Here is a 20,978-nt window from a genome sequence, read left to right as displayed (position 1 = left end):
TATGCAAGAAAAAGAAAATGTAAAAATAAGACAAGATCATATCAAAAATCAAGAGTCGGCTTGCGAAGAAATTCTTAATAGTATAAAAAATATAAAAGGCAATATTCAAAAAAACGAATATGACTCAAACGATCTAAAATTTATGTCAAGCCTTTCAGAAGCAGTCCTTGCAAGAACCCCATCAAGCTCTAAGATGTTGCTTTATGTAATAGGCGCAACGATCTTTTGGCTTTTGGTTTGGGGGTCACAGGCGCAAATCGATGAGATAACAAGAGGAGACGGTAAGATAATACCATCCGGCAAAAACCAAGCCATTCAAAATTTAGAAGGCGGAATCATCGAAGAAATTTTAGTAAAAGAGGGTGATGAGGTCAAAAAAGATCAGGTTATAGTCAAAATAGATAATAAAAATTTCGTAAGTAGTTATGGTGAGTCACAGCTTAGATTCAATGAGTTGATGGCGAAATTTTTAAGACTTGATGCCGAGTCAAACGATACAACCTTTGTATATGACGAGGTTAGAGATGCGAATAACACAAAAGCTATACAGTATGAGATAAGTCTACATAACTCAAATATGGAGCATCTAAACGAACAGATAGGAATTTTAAACGAGCAAATCGCCCAACGAGAAAACGAGTTGGTTGAGCTACAAAACAAGATCGAGCAAGCTCAAGCAGGATATAACCTCACGCTTAAGGAAAAAGCTATCATGGATCCAGTGTTTAAAAAAGGGCTTGTTAGTCAGATAGAATACATCCAATTACAAAAAAAGTTAAGCGACTTAAAAGGTGAACTTGATGCGTCAAGACTAGCCGTCCCGCGCGTGGAATCAACCATAAAAGAGGCTAGAAACAAAATAACCGAAGCAAGACTTGCCTTTAAAAATAAGGCCAAAGCCGAGTTAAACGAAGTTTCAGCTGAGATAGCCCGTATAAGTGAGTCGCAGATAAATTTAAGTGACAGAGTAGATAGGACAAATGTTCGCTCTCCTGTAAACGGTATCGTAAGCAAGCTTATGGTACATACGGTATCAGGTGTTATAAAACCAGGTGAAAACATCGCAGAGATCGTGCCGCTAGAAGATAAGCTTATAGCAGAAGTCAAGGTAAAACCTGCCGATGTGGCGTTTTTAAGACCGGGACTTGAAACGATGGTTAAATTTACGGCTTACGACTTTAGTATATATGGGGGATTAAAGGGTGAGGTTATGCAAATAAGTGCAGACACCGAAACTAACGAAAAAACAGGAGAAAGCTACTATCTTGTTCGCATAGAAACTGAGAAAAATTATCTAGGTAGCGAAGAAAAACCTTTGCGGATAAAAGTAGGCATGATAGTGTCGGCAGATATCATAACCGGTAAAAAGACCGTGCTTGACTATCTTTTAAAGCCGATTTTAAAGGCTAAAAATAACGCATTAACGGAAAGATAATGAGAAGTGCTTTTTATGATTTTAATTTTAACGAGTGTGAAATTTTAAAACCTTTAAATTTGAGAGAATTTGTTATTATTAAACATGAAAGTGGTTGCGATCTTGTGGATGAAAGCATAGAAGAGTTTGTATTTGCGGATTGCGTAAAAAATTTTAGCGAGCTTACCGTTAGTGAAAGTAACAACTTATTTGATGGTTTAAACATAAAAGATGAGATCATAAAAAGCCTAAAAATAATTATAAAAGGCTATAATGAAAGCACCGATAGTATAAATTTTGACCTTGATAAAATAAATTTAAACGCTCCGTATAGATACGCGATAACGAGCAATGGCTTTGAGATGAGTATGACCTTAAATGAAAAAGCTGATCGAGTGATTGATTTTTTACGTAGCATAGAGTGTAGTTTTGACGATGGCTGTAAGCATGATGTTTTGATATATATAAATGATGAAATTTTATGCAGTAATGCAAACTGCGATAAAAAGGTGCAAGATGAAGATAGTTTTACTCACGCAAAATAGATCGTTGCAAAATTTATGGCAGGGATATGCATTAGCCAAAGATATAAAATTTGTAAGTAGCAAAAGAGATTTTTTAAGTGCGTTAAACCAAGAAGATCCGGATATCGCCATAGTTGATGTGGCAACTATCAAGGGAAGTGCTAGTGAATTTATGCTTGAAATTTTTGATTTTTGTGCCAAATTAAGAATTTTATTTATTGCAAATGAGCCAAAATTTGCTCAAGGTAAAGCACTTTTAACACTTGGAGCAAAAGGATACGCAAACTCTCACATGCAAGAAATTCACGTAAATGATGCTATAAAAACTATACAAGAAGACAAAGCGTGGCTTTATCCTGAGTTTATCCAGGAGATGATAACAGAAATGACTAGCGGTCAAAAAAATGATTTAGAAGTAAATGAATCCAGTCTTGCAAATTTAAGTGAACGCGAAAAAGAGATGGCGCAACTCATATATGAAGGCTTGAGTAATCAAAAAATATCAGAGCAAACAGGTATAACCTTACGCACGGTAAAAGCCCACACTGCTTCTATATATAATAAATTAGGCGTGAAAGATAGGATAGGGCTTGTTCTTTTAATGCAAAAGAACAGCTAAATTTATATAATAAATTTGAAAGACTAGTCTTCCAAATCAATATCTATTTTTTCTAAATTTGTATTTATGCTTTTTGTGTTTTCGCGTATGTCGTGTTTATTTTCTTCTATGAGGGCTCTGTTTTTTTCTATGAGATTGCGATTTTGTTTTATGCCTTCGCTATTTTGTTCTATTAATTTACTCAGTATGGTTATTCTTTTTTCATATCTTATCATCAAAAAGTATATCGCGTAAATTAACATTAATATAATAATCCATGGTAAAAATTGCATTATGTCGTCCTTTTTTAAAAATTTAAATGTTATTATATGGCTTTACTTTTTAAAAAAAATTAAATTTTTATTTTTTCGCAAAAAAATATAAAAAATGCAAAAATAGCCTTGACTTTTAATTTTATTTCATGTATAATTCCCACTTCACAAACAGTGGGGTGCTGGTGTAGCTCAGTTGGTAGAGCTACTGCCTTGTAAGCAGTGGGTCGGCGGTTCAAGTCCGTTCACCAGCTCCATTTTTTGTAACAGTGTTTGACCAGAAAAACCAAGCAATACTTTTTTAATTAAAGGGTGAGATACTCAAGCGGCCAACGAGGGCAGACTGTAAATCTGCTGACTATGTCTTCCGTGGTTCGAATCCACGTCTCACCACCATGCTATTGCGGGAGTAGCTCAGTTGGCTAGAGCATCAGCCTTCCAAGCTGAGGGTCGCGGGTTCGAGTCCCGTTTCCCGCTCCAAGATTGGATATCAGACTGGGAGCTGTATAGTTATTTTTATTACCTAACACAGTATTCAGTTTATAGTATCCAAAAGTTTAGTTGTTTGTATTGTTAAGCAAAAGTCGTCTCAGCCAAGCGTTAAACGCTCATATGGCTCAGAGGTAGAGCACTTCCTTGGTAAGGAAGAGGTCGCGGGTTCAAGTCCCGCTATGAGCTCCACTGGTTTATACGACATTTGGCTGCAAGATAATGCAAATTTAAAGATGAGACACATATCATAACGGAGGAAAAGATGGCTAAAGAAAAATTTTCACGCAACAAGCCACACGTAAACATCGGTACTATCGGTCACGTTGACCATGGTAAAACAACTTTAACAGCTGCTATTTCTGCTGTTCTTTCAAGAAAAGGTCTTGCTGAGCTTAAAGATTATGATAATATCGATAACGCTCCAGAAGAGAAAGAGCGTGGTATTACTATCGCAACTTCACACATTGAGTATGAAACTGAAAATCGCCACTATGCACACGTTGACTGCCCAGGCCACGCCGACTATGTTAAAAACATGATTACAGGTGCTGCACAAATGGACGGTGCGATTCTAGTTGTTTCTGCTGCTGATGGCCCAATGCCACAAACAAGAGAACACATCCTACTATCTCGTCAAGTTGGCGTTCCATACATCGTTGTTTTCATGAACAAAGCTGATATGGTTGACGATGCTGAACTTCTTGAATTAGTTGAGATGGAAATTCGTGAACTTCTAAACGAATACAACTTCCCGGGCGATGACACTCCAATCGTTGCTGGTTCAGCACTTCAAGCTCTTAACGAAGCTAAAGAAGGTAAAGATGGCGAGTGGTCAGCAAAAGTTATGGAGCTTATGGCAGCAGTTGATAGCTATATTCCAACTCCTGTTCGTGCTACAGACAAAGACCTTCTTATGCCTATTGAGGACGTTTTCTCAATTTCAGGTCGTGGTACGGTTGTTACAGGTAGAATCGAAAAAGGTGTTGTTAAAGTAGGTGACACTATTGAGATCGTTGGTATCAGGGACACTCAAACTACTACAGTTACAGGCGTTGAGATGTTTAGAAAAGAGATGGAGCAAGGCGAAGCTGGCGATAACGTAGGCGTTCTTCTTAGAGGTACTAAGAAAGAAGACGTTGAGCGCGGTATGGTTCTTTGTAAGCCAAAATCAATCACTCCTCATACAAAATTTGAGGGCGAGGTTTATATCTTAACTAAAGAAGAGGGTGGTCGTCATACTCCATTCTTTAACAACTATAGACCACAATTTTATGTAAGAACAACAGACGTTACAGGTTCTATCACACTTCCTGAGGGAACTGAGATGGTTATGCCTGGTGATAATGTAAGAATTTCTGTTGAACTTATCGCTCCTGTAGCTCTTGAAGAAGGTACACGTTTTGCGATCCGTGAGGGTGGTAGAACAGTTGGTTCAGGCGTTGTTTCTAAAATACTTGCATAATTAAATTAATAACATTAAAGAGCGACTTGTTCGCTCTTTTAAATTTAAGGAATTTTGATGAGAATTAAAGTTGGTTTAAAATGTTCTGAGAGTGGTGATATAAACTATACTACTACAAAAAATAGTAAAACTACAACAGAGAAGTTAGAGCTAAAAAAATATTGTCCAAGACTTAAAAAGCATACTGTTCATAAAGAAGTTAAGCTAAAAAGTTAACGGAAAATACCATTAGGGCAATAGCTCCAACGGTAGAGCGCTGGATTCCAAATCCAATGGTTGGGGGTTCGAATCCCTCTTGCCCTGCCATCATTAAGGTTAAAAATGGAAAAAATAATAAATTACATAAAGTTATCTAAGCTTGAAATTATGAAAGTGATATTTCCTACAAAAGAACAAGTAAGGAATGCATTTATTACCGTTTTTATTGTTGTTACTGTGGTGTCTCTTTTTTTAGCTTTGGTTGACGCTATTATGTCATTTACTCTTTCTAATGTAATTTAAAAGAGAGGATAGATTAATGGCGCACAAATGGTATGCTATTCAGACATATGCCGGTAGCGAGATGGCTGTTAAAAGAGCTATAGAAAATTTAGTAAAAGATCATGGTATTGAGGAGCAATTAAAAGAAGTAATCGTTCCAACAGAAGATGTGATTGAGATAAAAAACGGAAAACAAAAAATAAACGAAAGAACTATTTATCCTGGTTATGCCTTTGCAAACCTAGATTTAGATACAGCTCTTTGGCATAAAATTCAATCATTGCCAAAAGTTGGAAGATTTATCGGTGAGGCAAAAAAGCCAACACCTTTAAGTGACAAAGATATTAATACGATTTTAGAAAAAGTTGAAAAACGTGCTGCACCTAAACCTAAAATTTATTTTGAAGATGGCGAGAGTGTTCGTATAACGGAAGGTCCTTTTGCGAATTTTACAGGTATTGTAGAAGAGTACGACATGGTTCATGGTAAACTTAGACTAAATGTTTCGATATTTGGTAGAAGTACACCGGTTGATATTTTGTATTCACAAGTTGAGAAGATAATTTAAGGAGATTAGTTTATGGCTAAAAAGGTTATAGGCGAAATAAAATTGCAAATTGCTGCAACTAAAGCAAATCCAAGCCCACCTGTTGGTCCAGCTCTTGGTCAAAAAGGTGTAAATATTATGGAGTTTTGTAAGGCATTTAACGAAAGAACAAAAGATATGGTAGGTTTTAATATACCTGTTGTTATCACTGTTTATGCAGATAAAAGCTTTACTTTCATCACAAAACAACCACCTGCAACTGACCTTATTAAAAAAGCTGCTGGTATAACAAAAGGAACAGATAATCCTTTGAAAAATAAAGTCGGCAAACTCACCAAAGCTCAAGTGCTTGAGATAGTTGAGAAAAAACTTGTCGATTTAAATACAAAAGACAAAGAACAAGCCGCTAAGATCATCGCTGGTTCAGCTCGTTCTATGGGTGTTGAAGTAATCGACTAATAGCCCTTACCGCCGGGTTGTATATCAGAAGGCGGAAGCACTTTAAAATGCGGAGAAATTTAATGGCAAAAAATACTAAAAGATTTCAAGAACTACTTAAAAAAGTAGAAGACAAAAAAAACTACAATATTTCTGAAGCTATTGATACTGTTAAAACACTAGCTTCTGCTAAATTTGACGAGACTGTCGAAATAGCTCTTAAGCTTAACGTTGACCCAAGACATGCTGATCAAATGGTTCGTGGTTCAGTTGTATTACCAGCAGGAACCGGTAAAAAAGTTCGTGTTGCAGTTATTGCAAAAGACGCTAAAGCCGATGAGGCTAAAGCTGCTGGTGCTGACTTGGTCGGAGCAGAAGAGATTATAGAGGACGTTCAAAAGGGAATTATAAATTTTGATGTTCTTATTGCTACACCTAACCTAATGGGTGTTTTAGGTAAAGTAGCTCGTGTACTTGGACCAAAAGGTCTTATGCCAAACCCAAAAACAGGAACAGTTACTATGGATGTAGCTCAGGCTGTTAATAATGCAAAAAGCGGTCAAGTAAATTTCCGTGTTGATAAACAAGGAAATATTCATGCTGGTCTTGGCAAAGTAAGCTTTTCTAAAGAGCAACTTTTAGAAAATATTTCAACTTTTATTAGAGCAATTAATAAACATAAACCTGCCGCTGCAAAAGGCAGATATGTTAAAAATGCTGCACTATCGCTTACAATGAGTCCATCTATCTCACTTGATACTCAAGAAGTGATGGATCTTAAATAATAAAAATTTAAAAAGAGTCTTTATGACTCTTTTTCCTAAAATAAAAGCCTGAATTTGTAAATCCAAATTTAGACTTTTATTTTAGATTGGAGATGGCCGAGGTCTTCTGACTTAATCGATTCGACCCGCTCTGCCTGAAATTACCGGTCGGAAAGGAGAAAATGTGACACGTAACGAGAAATCTGAAGTTATAGCTAAGCTTGAGACTGAATTTAAGACTGCTGAAGCGATCGTAGTTTGTGACTATCGTGGCCTTACAGTAAAAAAACTTGAAGTTTTAAGACAAGCTGCAAAAGAGCAAAATGTTAAAGTTCAAGTTGTTAAAAACACTCTTGCTAACATAGCTCTTAAAAACGTTGAAAAAGACGGCATGGATCTTAAAGATACAAATATCTATGTTTGGAGCGAAGATCAATTAGCTGTAACAAAAGTTGTTGCTAAATTTGAAGAAACCAACTCTGAATTTTTCAAAATTAAAACAGCTTACATAGATGGTGAAGTTGCAAGCGTTGAGAAAGTTAAAGCTCTATCAAAGATGCCAAGTCGCGACGAGCTTATTGCAATGCTTCTACAAGTTTGGAATGCGCCAATTCAAAATTTCACAATTGGATTAAATGCGCTTAAAGAGAAAAAAGAACAATCAGCATAAAAATATATAAGGATAATAAAATGGCAATCACTAAAGAAGACGTATTAGAGTTTATCTCTAATCTTTCAGTACTTGAGCTTTCTGAGCTTGTAAAAGAATTCGAAGAGAAATTCGGCGTTAGCGCTGCTCCTGTTATGGTAGCTGGTGCTGCTGCTGGCGGTGCAGCTGAGGCAGCTGAAGAAAAAACAGAATTCAACGTAGTTCTACTTGATGGCGGTGATAAGAAAATCAACGTTATTAAAGTTGTTCGCGCTCTTACAGGCCTTGGTCTTAAAGAAGCTAAAGACGCAGTTGAGCAAACTCCTTCAGTTCTTAAAGAAGGCGTTAGTAAAGATGAAGCTGAAGCAGCTAAAAAAGAGCTTGAAGAAGCAGGTGCTAAAGTCGAGCTTAAATAATTTCATTTTATTTGAGATTATTCAAAATTCAGAGAGGGAGAATACCCTCTCTTTTTTAAATTTAGATGCCTTATATAAAAAGGCTATACTTTCTTTCAAAATTACCACGAGGTAGATGCAATGTTAAATAGCTTATACTCAGGAAGTCGCTTAAGGGTTGATTTTTCAAATGTGCCACAAGAGATAGATGTTCCTAACTTACTACAGTTACAAAAAAAGAGCTTTGATAATTTTTTAAATTTAGACAACACTCAATCCGAAAGCGGAATTGAAAAAGTTTTTAAATCAATTTTTCCTATTCACGATCCACAAAATCGCTTAAGTTTAGAATATGTTAGCTCAGAGATCGGCAAACCAAGATATACGATTAGAGAGTGTATCGAAAGAGGTCTTACGTATTCTGTAAATTTAAAAATGAAAATCCGCCTAATCTTACATGAAAAAGATGAAAAAACAGGTGAGAGAATCGGCGTAAAAGATATAAAAGAACAAGAAATTTTTATACGTGAAATTCCTTTAATGACAGATAGAATTTCATTTATTATAAACGGCGTTGAACGTGTGGTTGTAAACCAACTTCATAGAAGTCCAGGCGTTATCTTTAAACAAGAAGAGAGTGCAACTGTCGTAAATAAACTAATAAACACTGCTCAAATTATCCCTGACCGCGGAAGCTGGTTATACTTTGAGTATGACACTAAAGATGTGCTTTATGTGCGTATAAATAAACGCAGAAAAGTTCCGGTAACTATACTATTTAGAGCGCTTGGATATAAAAAACAAGATATTATTAAAATTTTCTACCCACTCCAAACTTTAAGCGTTAAGAACAATAAATTTTTAACTCCGTTTAACCCTGATGATTATACAGGTAGAATTGATTATGATATAAAAGACGAGCATGGAAATGTAATCCATCAAGCCGGTAAGCGTCTTACTAAGAAAAAGGCGGATAAACTCATAGAAGATGGTGTTAAATGGGTCGAGTATCCTGTTGAAATTCTTATGAGTAGATATTTGGCGACTCCTGTTATAGATAAAGAGAGTGGCGAGGTTATATATGATACACTTTCTCAGCTTGATGAAAACAAACTGGCTAAAATTTTAAACGAGCAAGATAGTATTGAGATCATAAATAACCTAGCTTCTGGAGTTGATGATGCTATTATTAACTCATTCTTGGCTGACAGCGAAACCATGAAGCTTTTAAAACAAACAGAAGGTATCGATGATGAAAACGATCTTTCTGCGATTAGAATTTATAAAGTAATGCGTCCTGGTGAGCCTGTTGTAAAAGAGGCGGCTAAGAGCTTTGTAAATGATATATTCTTTAACCCTGAAAGATACGATCTTACAAAAGTAGGTCGTATGAAGATGAATCACAAACTAGGTCTTGATGTTCCTGAGTATGTAACCGTTCTAACAAGCGAAGACATAATAAGAACTGCAAAATATCTTATCAGAGTTAAAAATGGACAAGGTTTTATAGATGATCGTGATCACTTAGGCAACCGTCGTATCCGTTCTATCGGTGAGCTTTTAGCAAACGAGCTTCATCTTGGCTTTGTTAAAATGCAAAAAGCGATACGTGATAAATTTACAAGTTTAAGCAACAACACAGATGAGATAATGCCTTATGATCTTATAAATCCAAAAATGATCACGGCAACGATTATGGAATTTTTTACAGGTGGACAGCTTAGCCAGTTTATGGACCAAACAAACCCACTAAGTGAAGTTACACACAAACGCCGTCTTTCTGCGCTTGGCGAAGGTGGCTTAGTAAAAGAGAGAGCCGGTTTTGAGGTTCGTGACGTTCACCCAACTCATTACGGTCGTATTTGCCCTGTTGAGACTCCGGAAGGTCAAAATATCGGTCTAATCAACACTCTTTCAACTTATGCCAAAGTAAATGAGCTAGGCTTTGTTGAAGCACCTTATAAAAAGGTTGTTGACGGTAGAGTTACTGATGAGATTATTTATTTAACAGCAACACAAGAAGAGGGTAATGTAATAGCAGCTGCTTCTACAAAGCTAGATGAAAACGGTCATATTATAGAGGATTTGATCGAGGTAAGACGCGAAGGCGAAATGATGCTTGCACGTCGTGAAGAGGTTACGCTAATCGACCTTTGTTCTGGCATGATTGCAGGTGTTGCGGCTTCTCTTATTCCATTCTTAGAGCATGATGATGCCAACCGTGCGCTAATGGGATCAAACATGCAACGTCAAGCCGTGCCTTTGCTTCGCTCTACTGCCCCTATCGTAGGAACAGGTATGGAGAGTGTTATAGCAAGAGATGCTTGGGAGAGCATTAAAGCTAAACGCGGCGGTGTTATTGAAAAGGTTGATAATAAAAACATCTTTATCTTAGGCGAGGATGAGGCTGGTCCATACATCGATCACTATTCGCTTGAGAAAAATTTAAGAACAAACCAAAACACGACTTTCTCACAACATCCGATAGTTAAAAAGGGTGAAGAGATAAAAGCGGGACAGGTTATAGCAGACGGATCAAGTATGGAACAAGGCGAACTTGCTATCGGCAAAAACGCACTTATCGCTTTCATGCCTTGGAATGGCTACAACTACGAAGATGCGATTGTTATTAGTGAAAAGATGATACGTGATGATGAATTTACAAGTGTTCACATCTATGAAAAAGAGATCGAAGCACGTGAGCTAAAAGATGGCGTTGAAGAGATAACAAAAGATATACCAAATATAAAAGAAGAGGATCTTCTTCATCTTGACGAGAGTGGCATCATTAAGATCGGCACACAGGTAAAACCTGGCATGATCTTGGTTGGTAAAGTATCTCCTAAGGGCGAAGTAAAGCCTACTCCTGAAGAGCGCTTGCTTCGTGCGATATTTGGCGAAAAAGCCGGTCACGTTGTAAATAAATCACTTTATGCTACGGCTTCAATGGAAGGCGTTGTTATAGATGTTAAAATATTTACTAAAAAAGGTCATGAAAAAGATAGTAGAACACATAAAGCTTACGAAGATGAAAAAGCGTTGCTAGAAAAAGAGCATCACGATAGACTTTTAATGCTTGATCGCGAAGAGATGCTAAAAGTTACATTATTGCTATCTAAAAATGAGCTTGTTAGTGACTATGAGATCAACAAAAAAGAGTATAAAAAAGGCGAAAAGATAAACAAGGCTGATCTTGAAAATATTAACCGCTTTACTCTAAATGCTGTTGTGAAAGCTTTCTCAAAAGAGATACAAAAGCAATACGACGATCTTAAAAACTACTTCCAAAACGAGAAGAAGAAGTTAAAAGAAGAGCATGATGCTAAGATTGAAATTTTAGGTAAAGATGATATATTGCCAAGCGGTGTGGTTAAACTTGTAAAAGTTTACATCGCAACTAAACGTAAGCTAAAAGTGGGCGATAAAATGGCTGGCCGCCACGGAAATAAAGGTATCGTTTCAAATATTGTTCCTGAGGTTGATATGCCTTATCTTCCAAGTGGACAGATAGTAGATATCGTTTTGAACCCACTAGGTGTTCCAAGCCGTATGAACATCGGTCAAATTCTTGAGAGTCACTTGGGTCTTGTCGGATATCGTCTTGGTGAGCAGATAAATGAAATTTTTGAAGCCAAAAAAGGCGAATGGATAAAAGATCTAAGAAATAAAATGATAGAGATTGCAAGTGTTTCAAAACTTATGGATGCTAAAAATGCTCTTGGCAAGATGAGTGATGAAAAATTACTTGAGTATGCAAAAGACTGGAGTAAAGGCGTTAGATTTGCAACACCGATATTTGAAGGTGTTAAACCTGAGGAATTTGCGAAACTATTTGAAATGGCTAAGATCGACAGTGATGGTAAAACAGAGCTTTATGACGGCAGAACCGGCTCTAAGATAAGAGAACGTGTTAATGTTGGTTGTATGTATATGTTAAAACTTCACCACTTGGTTGATGAAAAAGTACACGCAAGAAGTACCGGACCATACAGCCTTGTAACACAACAACCTGTTGGAGGTAAGGCACTATTTGGTGGTCAAAGATTTGGTGAGATGGAGGTTTGGGCGCTTGAAGCTTATGGCGCAGCGCACACTCTAAGAGAGATGCTAACGGTAAAATCAGACGATGTTGAGGGTAGACTTTCTGCATATAAGGCGCTTACACGTGGTGAAAATGTGCCTGAGACGGGAATTCCTGAAACATTCTTCGTTTTAACAAACGAGCTTAAATCATTGGCACTTGATGTTGAGATATATGATGAGGGAGAGGCAGATGAGTGAGTTAATACCTGTTGAGATAAAAGAAGAACGCAGACCGCGTGATTTCGAAGCTTTCCAGCTTCGTTTAGCAAGTCCTGATAGGATAAAGTCTTGGAGTCACGGCGAAGTCAAAAAGCCTGAAACCATTAATTATCGAACACTCAAGCCTGAGCGTGACGGACTATTTTGTGCTAAAATTTTCGGACCTATTCGTGATTATGAGTGCCTTTGCGGTAAATATAAAAAGATGCGCTATAAAGGCATTAAATGTGAAAAATGCGGTGTTGAAGTAACTAGTTCTAAAGTTCGCCGTTCTCGCATGGGGCACATCGAGCTTGTAACACCGGTGGCTCACATTTGGTATGTAAACTCACTACCAAGCCGTATAGGAACACTTCTTGGTATAAAGATGAAAGATCTTGAGCGTGTGCTTTATTATGAGGCATATATTGTTGAAAATTCAGGCGAAGCATTTTATGATAATGAAAACTCTAAAAAAGTTGAAAAATACGATGTCTTAAATGAAGAACAGTATCAGCTTTTAGCACAACGCTATGAAGAGAGCGGATTTGTAGCTAAGATGGGTGGCGAAGTTATTCGCGATATGCTAGCTGATCTTGATTTGATGGAAATTTTAACTCAACTTAAAATGGAAATCGAATCAACAAATTCAGAAGCTAAGAAAAAAACAATCGTGAAGCGCTTAAAAGTTATCGAGAGCTTTTTAAATTCAGGCAACCGTCCAGAGTGGATGATGATAACAAATTTACCGGTTCTTCCACCTGATTTACGTCCGCTTGTTAGTCTTGACGGAGGTAAATTTGCGGTTTCAGACGTAAACGATCTATATCGTCGTGTTATAAATAGAAACAGCCGTTTAAAACGCCTTTTAGAGCTTGATGCACCTGAAATTATTATAAGAAACGAAAAGCGTATGCTTCAAGAGGCTGTTGATGCATTATTTGACAATGGTCGTCGCGCTAACGCCGTAAAAGGTGCAAATAAACGTCCTTTAAAATCACTTTCAGAGATCATTAAAGGTAAGCAAGGACGTTTCCGTCAAAACCTACTTGGTAAGCGTGTTGATTTCTCTGGACGTTCGGTTATCGTTGTTGGACCACGTTTAAGAATGGATCAATGCGGTCTTCCAAAGAGGATGGCCCTTGAGCTATTTAAGCCACATCTTCTAGCTCGTCTTGAAGAAAAAGGCTATGCGACAACTGTAAAACAAGCTAAAAAGATGATAGAGGATAAGACTAACGAGGTTTGGGAGTGTCTTGAAGAGGTTGTTAAAGACCACCCTGTAATGCTAAACCGTGCTCCAACGCTTCACAAGCTATCTATCCAGGCGTTTCACCCAGTGTTAGTTGAAGGCAAGGCTATCCAGCTTCACCCACTAGTTTGTGCGGCTTTCAACGCTGACTTTGACGGCGACCAAATGGCTGTTCACGTGCCACTTTCACAAGAGGCGATAGCTGAATGTAAAATTTTAATGCTAAGCTCGATGAATATCTTACTTCCTGCAAGCGGTAAGGCAATAACCGTTCCGTCACAAGATATGGTTTTGGGAATTTATTATCTAAGCTTGGAAAAAACAGAAGCTAAAGGTGCAAATAAAATTTTCTCAAGCGTTGATGAAGTTATGATAGCCGAGGAAGCACACTCTTTAGAGCTTCATGCCAAGATAAAAACTATGGTAGATGGTAAAACGCTATTTACAACAGCTGGTCGCTTGATACTTCGCGCTATTATTCCTGATTTTGTTCCTGATAATATGTGGAATAAGATCATGAAGAAAAAAGATATTGCGAATTTGGTTGATTATGTTTATAAAAACGGTGGCCTTGAAGTAACGGCTGATTTCCTTGATAAACTTAAAAATTTAGGCTTTAGATATGCGACAAAAGCCGGAATTTCTATATCTATTGCAGATATCATTGTTCCTGATAGTAAAGAAAAACATATTGATGAAGCCAAGAAAAAAGTTCGCGAAATTCAACGCCAATACGGTGCAGGTCTTTTAACAGACTCTGAAAGATATAACAAGATCGTTGATATTTGGACTGATACAAATAACTCTGTTGCAAGCGAGATGATGAAGCTTATTCAAGGCGATAAGGGCGGATTTAACTCAATTTATATGATGGCAGACTCTGGTGCTAGGGGTAGTGCGGCTCAGATAAGACAGCTGGCAGGTATGCGTGGTCTTATGGCTAAGCCTGACGGTTCGATTATTGAAACGCCTATTACCTCGAACTTCCGTGAAGGTCTAAATATAATGGAATATTTTATTTCGACTCACGGTGCGAGAAAGGGTCTGGCAGATACCGCTCTTAAAACAGCCAATGCCGGTTACCTAACACGTAAGCTTATCGACGTTGCGCAAAATGTTAAGGTAACTATGCATGACTGCGGTACGCACGAGGGTGTTGAGATAACTGATATTACTGAAAACGGCGAGCTTATAGAAAGCCTTGAAGAGAGAGTTCTTGGACGTGTTCTTGCTGACGATGTGATAGATCCTATTACTAATGAAATTTTATTTAGCGAAGGAACATTGCTTGACGAAGAAAAAGCAAAAGTTATCGCAGAAGCAGGCATAAAAGCCGTAAGTATAAGAACGCCTATAACATGCAAAGCTCCAAAGGGTGTTTGTGCTAAATGTTATGGTATAAACCTAGGCGAGGGTAAATTGGTAAAACCTGGTGAGGCCGTAGGTATTATTTCAGCTCAATCAATCGGCGAGCCAGGTACTCAGCTAACACTAAGAACATTCCACATTGGTGGTACGGCTTCGACTGAACAGCAAGATCGCCAAGTTATAGCTCAAAAAGAGGGTTTCATACGCTACTATAACCTAAATACGTATGAAAATAACGGTAAAACAATAGTTGCAAACCGCAGAAGTGCAGCCGTGCTACTTGTTGAGCCAAAGATCAAAGCTCCAATTGACGGAAGGATAGAGATAGAATTTGCTCACGAAGATGTAAATATCGTGATTAAAGGCAAAAAAGAGGAGATAAAATACACTATCCGCAGAAATGACGTTGCTAAGCCAAATGAGCTAGCAGGCGTTAGTGGCAAGATAGAGGGCAAGATGTATCTTCCTTACTCAAACGGTGATATGGTAAATGCTAATGAAAGTATCGTTGAGATTATCAAAGAGGGCTGGAATGTGCCAAATCGTATCCCATTTGCAAGTGAGCTTAAGATCGCAAACGGCGAGCCTGTAACACAAAAAATTCCGGCTGGCGCAAACGGCGTTATTAAATTCTTCATCCTAAACGGTGATTATTTAGAGCGTCTTAAAGATATTAAAAAAGGTCATAAGGTTACTGAAAAAGGTCTATTTGTTATCGTTTCAGACAAAGATGGACGTGAAGCTGTTCGCCACTACATACCAAGAAATTCTATCATCCAGTTAGATGATAACGAAACTGTTGAGGCAAAAACACTTATAGCTCTACCTGAAAGTAACGATAGGCTCGTGATTGCTGAGTGGGACCCATACTCAACTCCTACTATAGCTGAAGAGGCCGGTGTTGTTAGCTTTGAAGATATCGATCCTGGTTATAGCGCTGCAGAGCAGTTTGATGAGGCAACAGGACAAAGTCGTCTTGTTGTCAATGAGTATCTTCCAAGCGGTGTAAAACCGACGATAGTTATAGCGACTAAGAGTGGTGGATTAATCAGATACCAGCTTGAGCCAAAAACAGCGATATTTGTAAATGACGGAGCAGAAGTTTTACAGGCGGACATCCTGGCTAAAACTCCAAAAGCTGTTGCCAAATCAAAAGACATCACTGGTGGTCTTCCACGTGTTAGTGAGTTGTTTGAAGCAAGACGTCCTAAAAATACAGCTATCGTTGCAGAGATTGATGGTGTTGTTCGCTTTGATAAGCCGCTTCGTTCAAAAGAGCGCATAATTATAGAAGCTGAAGACGGTGCTACGGCTGAGTATTTGATAGATAAATCACGTCAAATTCAAGTAAGAAACGGCGAATTTGTTCACGCCGGTGAAAAACTAACTGACGGTCTTATCTCAAGTCATGATATTTTAAGAATTCTTGGCGAAAAAGCTCTTCACTACTATTTAATTAGTGAAATTCAGCAAGTTTACCGCCGTCAAGGTGTTGCGATCGCTGATAAGCATATCGAGATCATTGTGTCACAAATGCTACGTCAAGTTAAGATAGTTGATAGCGGAAATACAAATTTCATCGTGGGAGATATGATCTCTCGTGCTAAATTTAAAGAAGAGAACGAGCGCATCATGAGAATGGGCGGCGAGCCTGCTATCGCCGAGCCTATACTTCTTGGTGTTACGCGTGCAGCAATCGGTTCAGATAGTGTTATCTCTGCGGCGTCTTTCCAGGAGACAACAAAAGTCTTAACTGAAGCTTCGATAGCGGCTAAATTTGACTATCTTGAAGATCTAAAAGAAAACGTCATACTTGGTCGTATGATACCTGTTGGAACAGGTCTATACAAAGATAAAAAAGTTAAAATCAAACAACTTTAAAATCTCAAGCCTCCCGTAAAAAGGAGGCTTTTTATTTAAACTCTACACTTTATACTACGAGGCAAAATGAAAAATTTTAATTTAGGATTATTGTTTATTAGGCTTGGGCTTGGAATTTGTCTTTTTTTGCATGGGTTTCATAAGATAACAAACGGTATCGGTGGTGTTAAGGCAATACTTGTCAAATCAGGACTTTCTGAAATTTTGGCTTACGGAGTTTATTTTGGTGAAGTTTTAGCTCCTTTAATGCTAATTATTGGATTTTATTCAAGAATTTCTGCTTCCATTATCATAGCTACATCGCTCTTTATAATTTACGCAGCATATCCAAATCCTTTGGAGATCACAAACTATGGTGGTTTTAAGGCCGAAATTTTATATCTTTATATTTGTATGGCTTTTTGTATTGTATTTTGTGGCAGTGGAAAATACGCTGTTAAACAAGATTAGTTGATAATTTAAAATTATTTTAACCATTATTTAAGCCTTTTTTAAATAAAATTAGATCTTTTTAATAAATTTAGATGAAAGGAATTACTGTGCCAACCATAAATCAATTGGTCAGAAATGAGCGCAAAAAGGTTACTTATAAATCAAAGTCTCCTGCGCTAAAAGAGTGTCCTCAAAGAAGAGGAGTTTGCACGAGAGTTTATACAACAACTCCTAAAAAACCAAACTCAGCTTTGAGGAAAGTTGCCAAAGTTAGACTAACTAGCGGCTTTGAAGTTATCAGCTATATCGGCGGTGAAGGACATAACCTACAAGAACACAGCATCGTGCTAGTACGCGGTGGTAGGGTTAAAGACTTACCGGGTGTTAAATATCACATCGTTCGTGGTGCACTTGATACCGCAGGTGTTGCAAAAAGAACTGTTTCACGTTCTAAATACGGTGCTAAACGCCCTAAAGACGCAAAAAAGTAAGCAAATAGGTTCGCAGACGCGCCCTAGATTTGGTTGCGTTTGAGTAAAATTTATAAAATTTGAAGGAAATAATCAAATGAGAAGAAGAAAAGCCCCTGTAAGGGAAGTTTTACCTGATCCGATTTACGGAAATAAAGTAATCACTAAATTTATTAATGCACTTATGTATGACGGTAAGAAAAGCGTCGCAACAGAGATAATGTATGGTGCGATCAAAGCTATCGAGAAAAAAGGTGGCGAGATACAAGGTATTGATGTATTTAACGACGCTATTGAAAACGTAAAACCTATTCTTGAGGTTAAATCACGCCGTGTAGGTGGCGCAACTTATCAAGTACCTGTTGAAGTTCGCCCTGCACGTCAGCAAGCTCTTGCTATTAGATGGCTTATCACTTTTGCTAGAAAAAGAAGTGAAAGAACAATGATAGACAAACTTGCAAACGAACTATTTGACGCTGCAAATTCAAAAGGTGCTTCATTTAAGAAGAAAGAAGATACTTACAAAATGGCAGAGGCTAATAAAGCGTTTGCTCACTACCGCTGGTAAGAAAGAGAAACTATGGCAGATAGAAAAACCCCATTACATATGGTTAGAAACATTGGTATTGCAGCTCACATCGATGCTGGTAAGACTACTACGAGTGAGAGAATTTTATTCTTTACGGGTATGAGTCACAAGCTTGGTGAGGTTCATGACGGCGCTGCTACTATGGACTGGATGGAGCAAGAAAAAGAGCGTGGTATTACCATTACTTCTGCTGCGACTACATGCTTTTGGAAAGATCACCAAATTAACCTAATCGACACTCCGGGACACGTTGACTTTACTATCGAAGTTGAACGTTCTATGCGTGTTCTTGATGGTGCTGTTGCAGTATTTTGTTCAGTTGGTGGCGTTCAACCTCAGTCTGAAACAGTTTGGAGACAAGCCAACAAGTATAAAGTTCCAAGAATGGTTTACGTAAATAAAATGGACCGTATAGGTGCCAACTTTTACAATGTTGAAAATCAAATCAAAACTAGACTAAAAGCTAATCCTGTGCCTATCCAAATTCCTATCGGCGCAGAAGATGAGTTTAAGGGCGTAGTAGACTTAGTTACTATGAAAGCCCTAGTTTGGGAAGACGATAGCAAGCCTACAACTTTCGTTGAGAGAGAAATTCCTGCTGATTTAGTTGAGAAAGCAGAAGAGTATAGAGCAAAAATGATCGAAGCAGTTGCCGAGACAGATGATGCTTTAATGGAAAAATTCTTTGGTGGCGAAGAACTAAGCGCTGAAGAGATCAAAAGAGGTATAAAGGCCGGTTGTTTATCTATGAACATTATACCTATGGTTTGCGGAACATCATTTAAAAATAAAGGCGTTCAGCCGCTACTTGACGCTATCGTGTCTTACCTTCCTGCTCCAGATGAAGTTGCAGCGATTAGAGGCGAATATGAAGATGGTGCAGAAGTAAATGTTGAATCAACCGATGATGGCGAATTTGCAGGTCTTGCATTTAAGATCATGACAGACCCTTTTGTTGGTCAGCTAACTTTCGTTCGTGTTTATCGCGGAAGTCTTGAGAGTGGCAGTTATGCATTTAACTCAACAAAAGGTAAAAAAGAGAGAATCGGCCGTCTTTTAAAAATGCACTCAAATAAACGTGAAGAAATTTCAGTTCTACACGCTGGTGAGATCGGGGCGGTTGTTGGTCTAAAAGATACACTAACAGGCGATACGCTTTCAAGTGAAAAAGATCCTGTGATCCTTGAGAGAATGGACTTTCCAGAGCCGGTTATCTCTGTTGCGGTTGAGCCAAAAACTAAAGCTGACCAAGAGAAAATGGCTATTGCTCTTCAGAAACTAGCACAAGAAGATCCAAGCTTTAGAGTTAGTACCGATGAAGAGAGTGGTCAAACTATCATTAGCGGTATGGGCGAGCTTCACCTAGAAATCATTGTTGATCGTATGTTGCGTGAATTTAAAGTTGATGCAGAAGTTGGTCAACCGCAAGTTGCTTACCGTGAGACTATCCGCAAGACAGTTGAGCAAGAGTATAAATACGCTAAACAATCAGGTGGTCGTGGTCAATACGGACACGTTTTCTTGCGTATCGAGCCGCTTGAAGCTGCTAGTGGATTTGAATTCGTTAACGATATCAAAGGCGGCGTAGTACCAAAAGAGTATATACCTGCAGTTGAAAAAGGTTGTAAAGAGGCACTTCAAAACGGTATCCTTGCTGGTTATCCTGTTGAAGACGTTAAAGTTACTTTATTTGACGGTAGCTACCATGAAGTTGACTCATCTGAGATGGCGTTTAAACTTGCTGCATCTATGGGCTTTAAAGAGGGCGCTAAAAAAGCAGGCGCTGTTATACTTGAGCCTATGATGAAGGTTGAAGTTGAAACACCTGAAGAGTATATGGGTGATGTTATCGGTGACCTTAACAAGCGCCGTGGTCAAGTAAACTCAATGGATGAAAGAAGTGGTAACAAGATCGTTACAGCATTCTGCCCACTTGCGTCTATGTTTGGCTACTCAACAGACCTTAGAAGCCAAACTCAAGGTCGCGCTACATACTCTATGGAATTTGATCACTATGAAGAAGTTCCAAAGAATGTTAGTGAAGAGATTATTAAGAAAAGAAACGGCTAAAAGCCAAAAGCTAGCCACCCAAATTCGGGTGGCTTTTTAGTTTATATAAATTTAATTATTTATCGCTTTAAATTGCAAATTGTCCTCATAGCTCAGCAGGATAGAGCGCAAAATTCCTAATTTTGAGGCCTCAGGTTCGAATCCTGATGGGGACACCACTTATCTATTTACCGCTATTTATTTTAATTTATAACTATTTACCAAATCACGTTAAAATCGAGATTTGAGTGAAAATTTAATTTATATTAATCTTCAAGTTTGTTGTATGTTTTATTGTGATTTTGATTGAAAAATATAGTGTGATATATTATCTTGCTATGCATTTAAAAAATGAAATTTCTCGTTTTTATTAGAAATTCAAAACTAAAACTCTATCTCTTGCGTAAAATATAGATAAATTTTTCGTGAAATTTATGGATAACCTTTATAAGTATGCTTATCAATATTTAAACTATTTTGCGTTACGATCGTGGTTGTAGTCTTTGATTAAATTTTATCTCACAATTTTCCACTTAACTATTTAATAATCATTATAAATTCTTATCATTCATTGATCTGGGTTAATCCGATTTAAATGAAATTTATGTTATATTAATATTT

Annotated in this window: 18 protein-coding genes and 6 tRNA genes; 23 read left to right on the top strand and 1 reads right to left on the bottom strand. The window is 37.8% G+C overall.

What is annotated here, in order from left to right; translation table 11 throughout:
* Position 1 precedes the first annotated feature (1 nt).
* Genes CCAL_RS06620 through CCAL_RS06610 form a run of 3 tightly spaced genes read left to right on the top strand, consistent with a single transcriptional unit; the run spans position 2 to position 2,557 of the window.
* A complete protein-coding gene (locus CCAL_RS06620; protein WP_170000294.1) occupies positions 2-1,435 on the top strand; it encodes an HlyD family type I secretion periplasmic adaptor subunit in 1,434 nt (477 codons plus the stop codon).
* Entirely contained in the window at positions 1,435-1,959 is a 525-nt protein-coding gene (locus CCAL_RS06615) for a DUF5416 family protein (RefSeq protein WP_170016751.1), read from the top strand. The genes CCAL_RS06620 and CCAL_RS06615 overlap by 1 nt, the downstream gene beginning before the upstream one ends.
* Positions 1,931-2,557 carry a helix-turn-helix transcriptional regulator gene (locus tag CCAL_RS06610; RefSeq protein WP_170016753.1) on the top strand — a complete coding sequence of 209 codons (627 nt, stop codon included), beginning with the start codon at positions 1,931-1,933 and terminating at the stop codon, positions 2,555-2,557. The genes CCAL_RS06615 and CCAL_RS06610 overlap by 29 nt, the downstream gene beginning before the upstream one ends.
* Positions 2,558-2,580: 23 nt before the next feature.
* On the opposite strand, the gene CCAL_RS06605 is transcribed toward CCAL_RS06610, so the two are convergent.
* Positions 2,581-2,829 carry a hypothetical protein gene (locus tag CCAL_RS06605; protein ID WP_194239127.1) on the bottom strand — a complete coding sequence of 83 codons (249 nt, stop codon included), beginning with the start codon at positions 2,827-2,829 and terminating at the stop codon, positions 2,581-2,583.
* Between the two features lie 160 nt (positions 2,830-2,989).
* On the opposite strand from CCAL_RS06605, the gene CCAL_RS06600 reads away from it, so the two are divergent.
* The 20 genes from CCAL_RS06600 to CCAL_RS06505 all read left to right on the top strand — a co-directional run bounded on the left by CCAL_RS06600 (position 2,990) and on the right by CCAL_RS06505 (position 20,536).
* A tRNA-Thr gene (locus tag CCAL_RS06600) sits at positions 2,990-3,065 on the top strand.
* Positions 3,066-3,119: 54 nt separating this feature from the next.
* Positions 3,120-3,204, top strand: a tRNA-Tyr gene (locus CCAL_RS06595).
* 7 nt (positions 3,205-3,211) lie between these two features.
* Positions 3,212-3,288, top strand: a tRNA-Gly gene (locus CCAL_RS06590).
* A 126-nt stretch (positions 3,289-3,414) separates the two neighbouring features.
* Positions 3,415-3,489: transfer RNA gene (locus CCAL_RS06585), tRNA-Thr, on the top strand.
* 73 nt (positions 3,490-3,562) lie between these two features.
* Positions 3,563-4,762, top strand: a complete 1,200-nt coding sequence (gene tuf, locus CCAL_RS06580; RefSeq protein ID WP_169937767.1) for an elongation factor Tu — start codon at positions 3,563-3,565, stop codon at positions 4,760-4,762.
* A gap of 57 nt (positions 4,763-4,819) precedes the next feature.
* The gene (rpmG, locus tag CCAL_RS06575) at positions 4,820-4,978 is read left to right on the top strand and encodes a 50S ribosomal protein L33 (protein WP_169937769.1); all 159 of its coding nucleotides are present in this window, start codon (positions 4,820-4,822) and stop codon (positions 4,976-4,978) included.
* A gap of 14 nt (positions 4,979-4,992) precedes the next feature.
* Positions 4,993-5,068: transfer RNA gene (locus CCAL_RS06570), tRNA-Trp, on the top strand.
* Positions 5,069-5,083: 15 nt separating this feature from the next.
* Entirely contained in the window at positions 5,084-5,263 is a 180-nt protein-coding gene (secE, locus tag CCAL_RS06565; RefSeq protein ID WP_170016755.1) for a preprotein translocase subunit SecE, read from the top strand.
* A 16-nt stretch (positions 5,264-5,279) separates the two neighbouring features.
* Positions 5,280-5,810, top strand: coding sequence for a transcription termination/antitermination protein NusG (gene nusG, locus CCAL_RS06560; protein ID WP_170016757.1), 531 nt, complete (start codon positions 5,280-5,282; stop codon positions 5,808-5,810).
* Between the two features lie 12 nt (positions 5,811-5,822).
* A complete protein-coding gene (gene rplK / locus CCAL_RS06555; RefSeq protein ID WP_169937774.1) occupies positions 5,823-6,248 on the top strand; it encodes a 50S ribosomal protein L11 in 426 nt (141 codons plus the stop codon).
* 62 nt (positions 6,249-6,310) lie between these two features.
* Positions 6,311-7,012: a 50S ribosomal protein L1 gene (rplA, locus tag CCAL_RS06550; RefSeq protein WP_169937776.1), complete on the top strand. Its 702-nt coding sequence runs from the start codon at positions 6,311-6,313 to the stop codon at positions 7,010-7,012.
* Positions 7,013-7,175: 163 nt separating this feature from the next.
* Positions 7,176-7,661, top strand: a complete 486-nt coding sequence (gene rplJ / locus CCAL_RS06545) for a 50S ribosomal protein L10 (RefSeq protein WP_169937778.1) — start codon at positions 7,176-7,178, stop codon at positions 7,659-7,661.
* Between the two features lie 20 nt (positions 7,662-7,681).
* Positions 7,682-8,056 (top strand): 50S ribosomal protein L7/L12, encoded by a 375-nt coding sequence (rplL, locus tag CCAL_RS06540; protein ID WP_169937780.1) that lies wholly within the window; start codon positions 7,682-7,684, stop codon positions 8,054-8,056.
* A gap of 120 nt (positions 8,057-8,176) precedes the next feature.
* Positions 8,177-12,316 carry a DNA-directed RNA polymerase subunit beta gene (rpoB, locus tag CCAL_RS06535; RefSeq protein WP_172285081.1) on the top strand — a complete coding sequence of 1,380 codons (4,140 nt, stop codon included), beginning with the start codon at positions 8,177-8,179 and terminating at the stop codon, positions 12,314-12,316.
* Positions 12,309-16,817 carry a DNA-directed RNA polymerase subunit beta' gene (rpoC, locus tag CCAL_RS06530; RefSeq protein ID WP_169937784.1) on the top strand — a complete coding sequence of 1,503 codons (4,509 nt, stop codon included), beginning with the start codon at positions 12,309-12,311 and terminating at the stop codon, positions 16,815-16,817. Before rpoB ends, rpoC begins: the two co-directional genes overlap by 8 nt.
* Positions 16,818-16,883: 66 nt before the next feature.
* A complete protein-coding gene (locus CCAL_RS06525) occupies positions 16,884-17,267 on the top strand; it encodes a DoxX family protein (RefSeq protein ID WP_170016759.1) in 384 nt (127 codons plus the stop codon).
* A gap of 89 nt (positions 17,268-17,356) precedes the next feature.
* Entirely contained in the window at positions 17,357-17,740 is a 384-nt protein-coding gene (gene rpsL, locus CCAL_RS06520) for a 30S ribosomal protein S12 (protein WP_169937788.1), read from the top strand.
* Positions 17,741-17,816: 76 nt separating this feature from the next.
* A complete protein-coding gene (gene rpsG / locus CCAL_RS06515; protein ID WP_169937789.1) occupies positions 17,817-18,287 on the top strand; it encodes a 30S ribosomal protein S7 in 471 nt (156 codons plus the stop codon).
* 12 nt (positions 18,288-18,299) lie between these two features.
* Positions 18,300-20,378 (top strand): elongation factor G, encoded by a 2,079-nt coding sequence (fusA, locus tag CCAL_RS06510; RefSeq protein WP_170016761.1) that lies wholly within the window; start codon positions 18,300-18,302, stop codon positions 20,376-20,378.
* Between the two features lie 81 nt (positions 20,379-20,459).
* Positions 20,460-20,536: transfer RNA gene (locus CCAL_RS06505), tRNA-Arg, on the top strand.
* Positions 20,537-20,978: the final 442 nt, after the last annotated feature.

It is taken from the genome of Campylobacter sp. RM6914, assembly GCF_004803835.1.
Taxonomy (GTDB): domain Bacteria; phylum Campylobacterota; class Campylobacteria; order Campylobacterales; family Campylobacteraceae; genus Campylobacter_A; species Campylobacter_A californiensis.
Note: the sequence above shows the minus strand (reverse complement) of the source record. Positions and strands in the feature narration are given on the sequence as shown.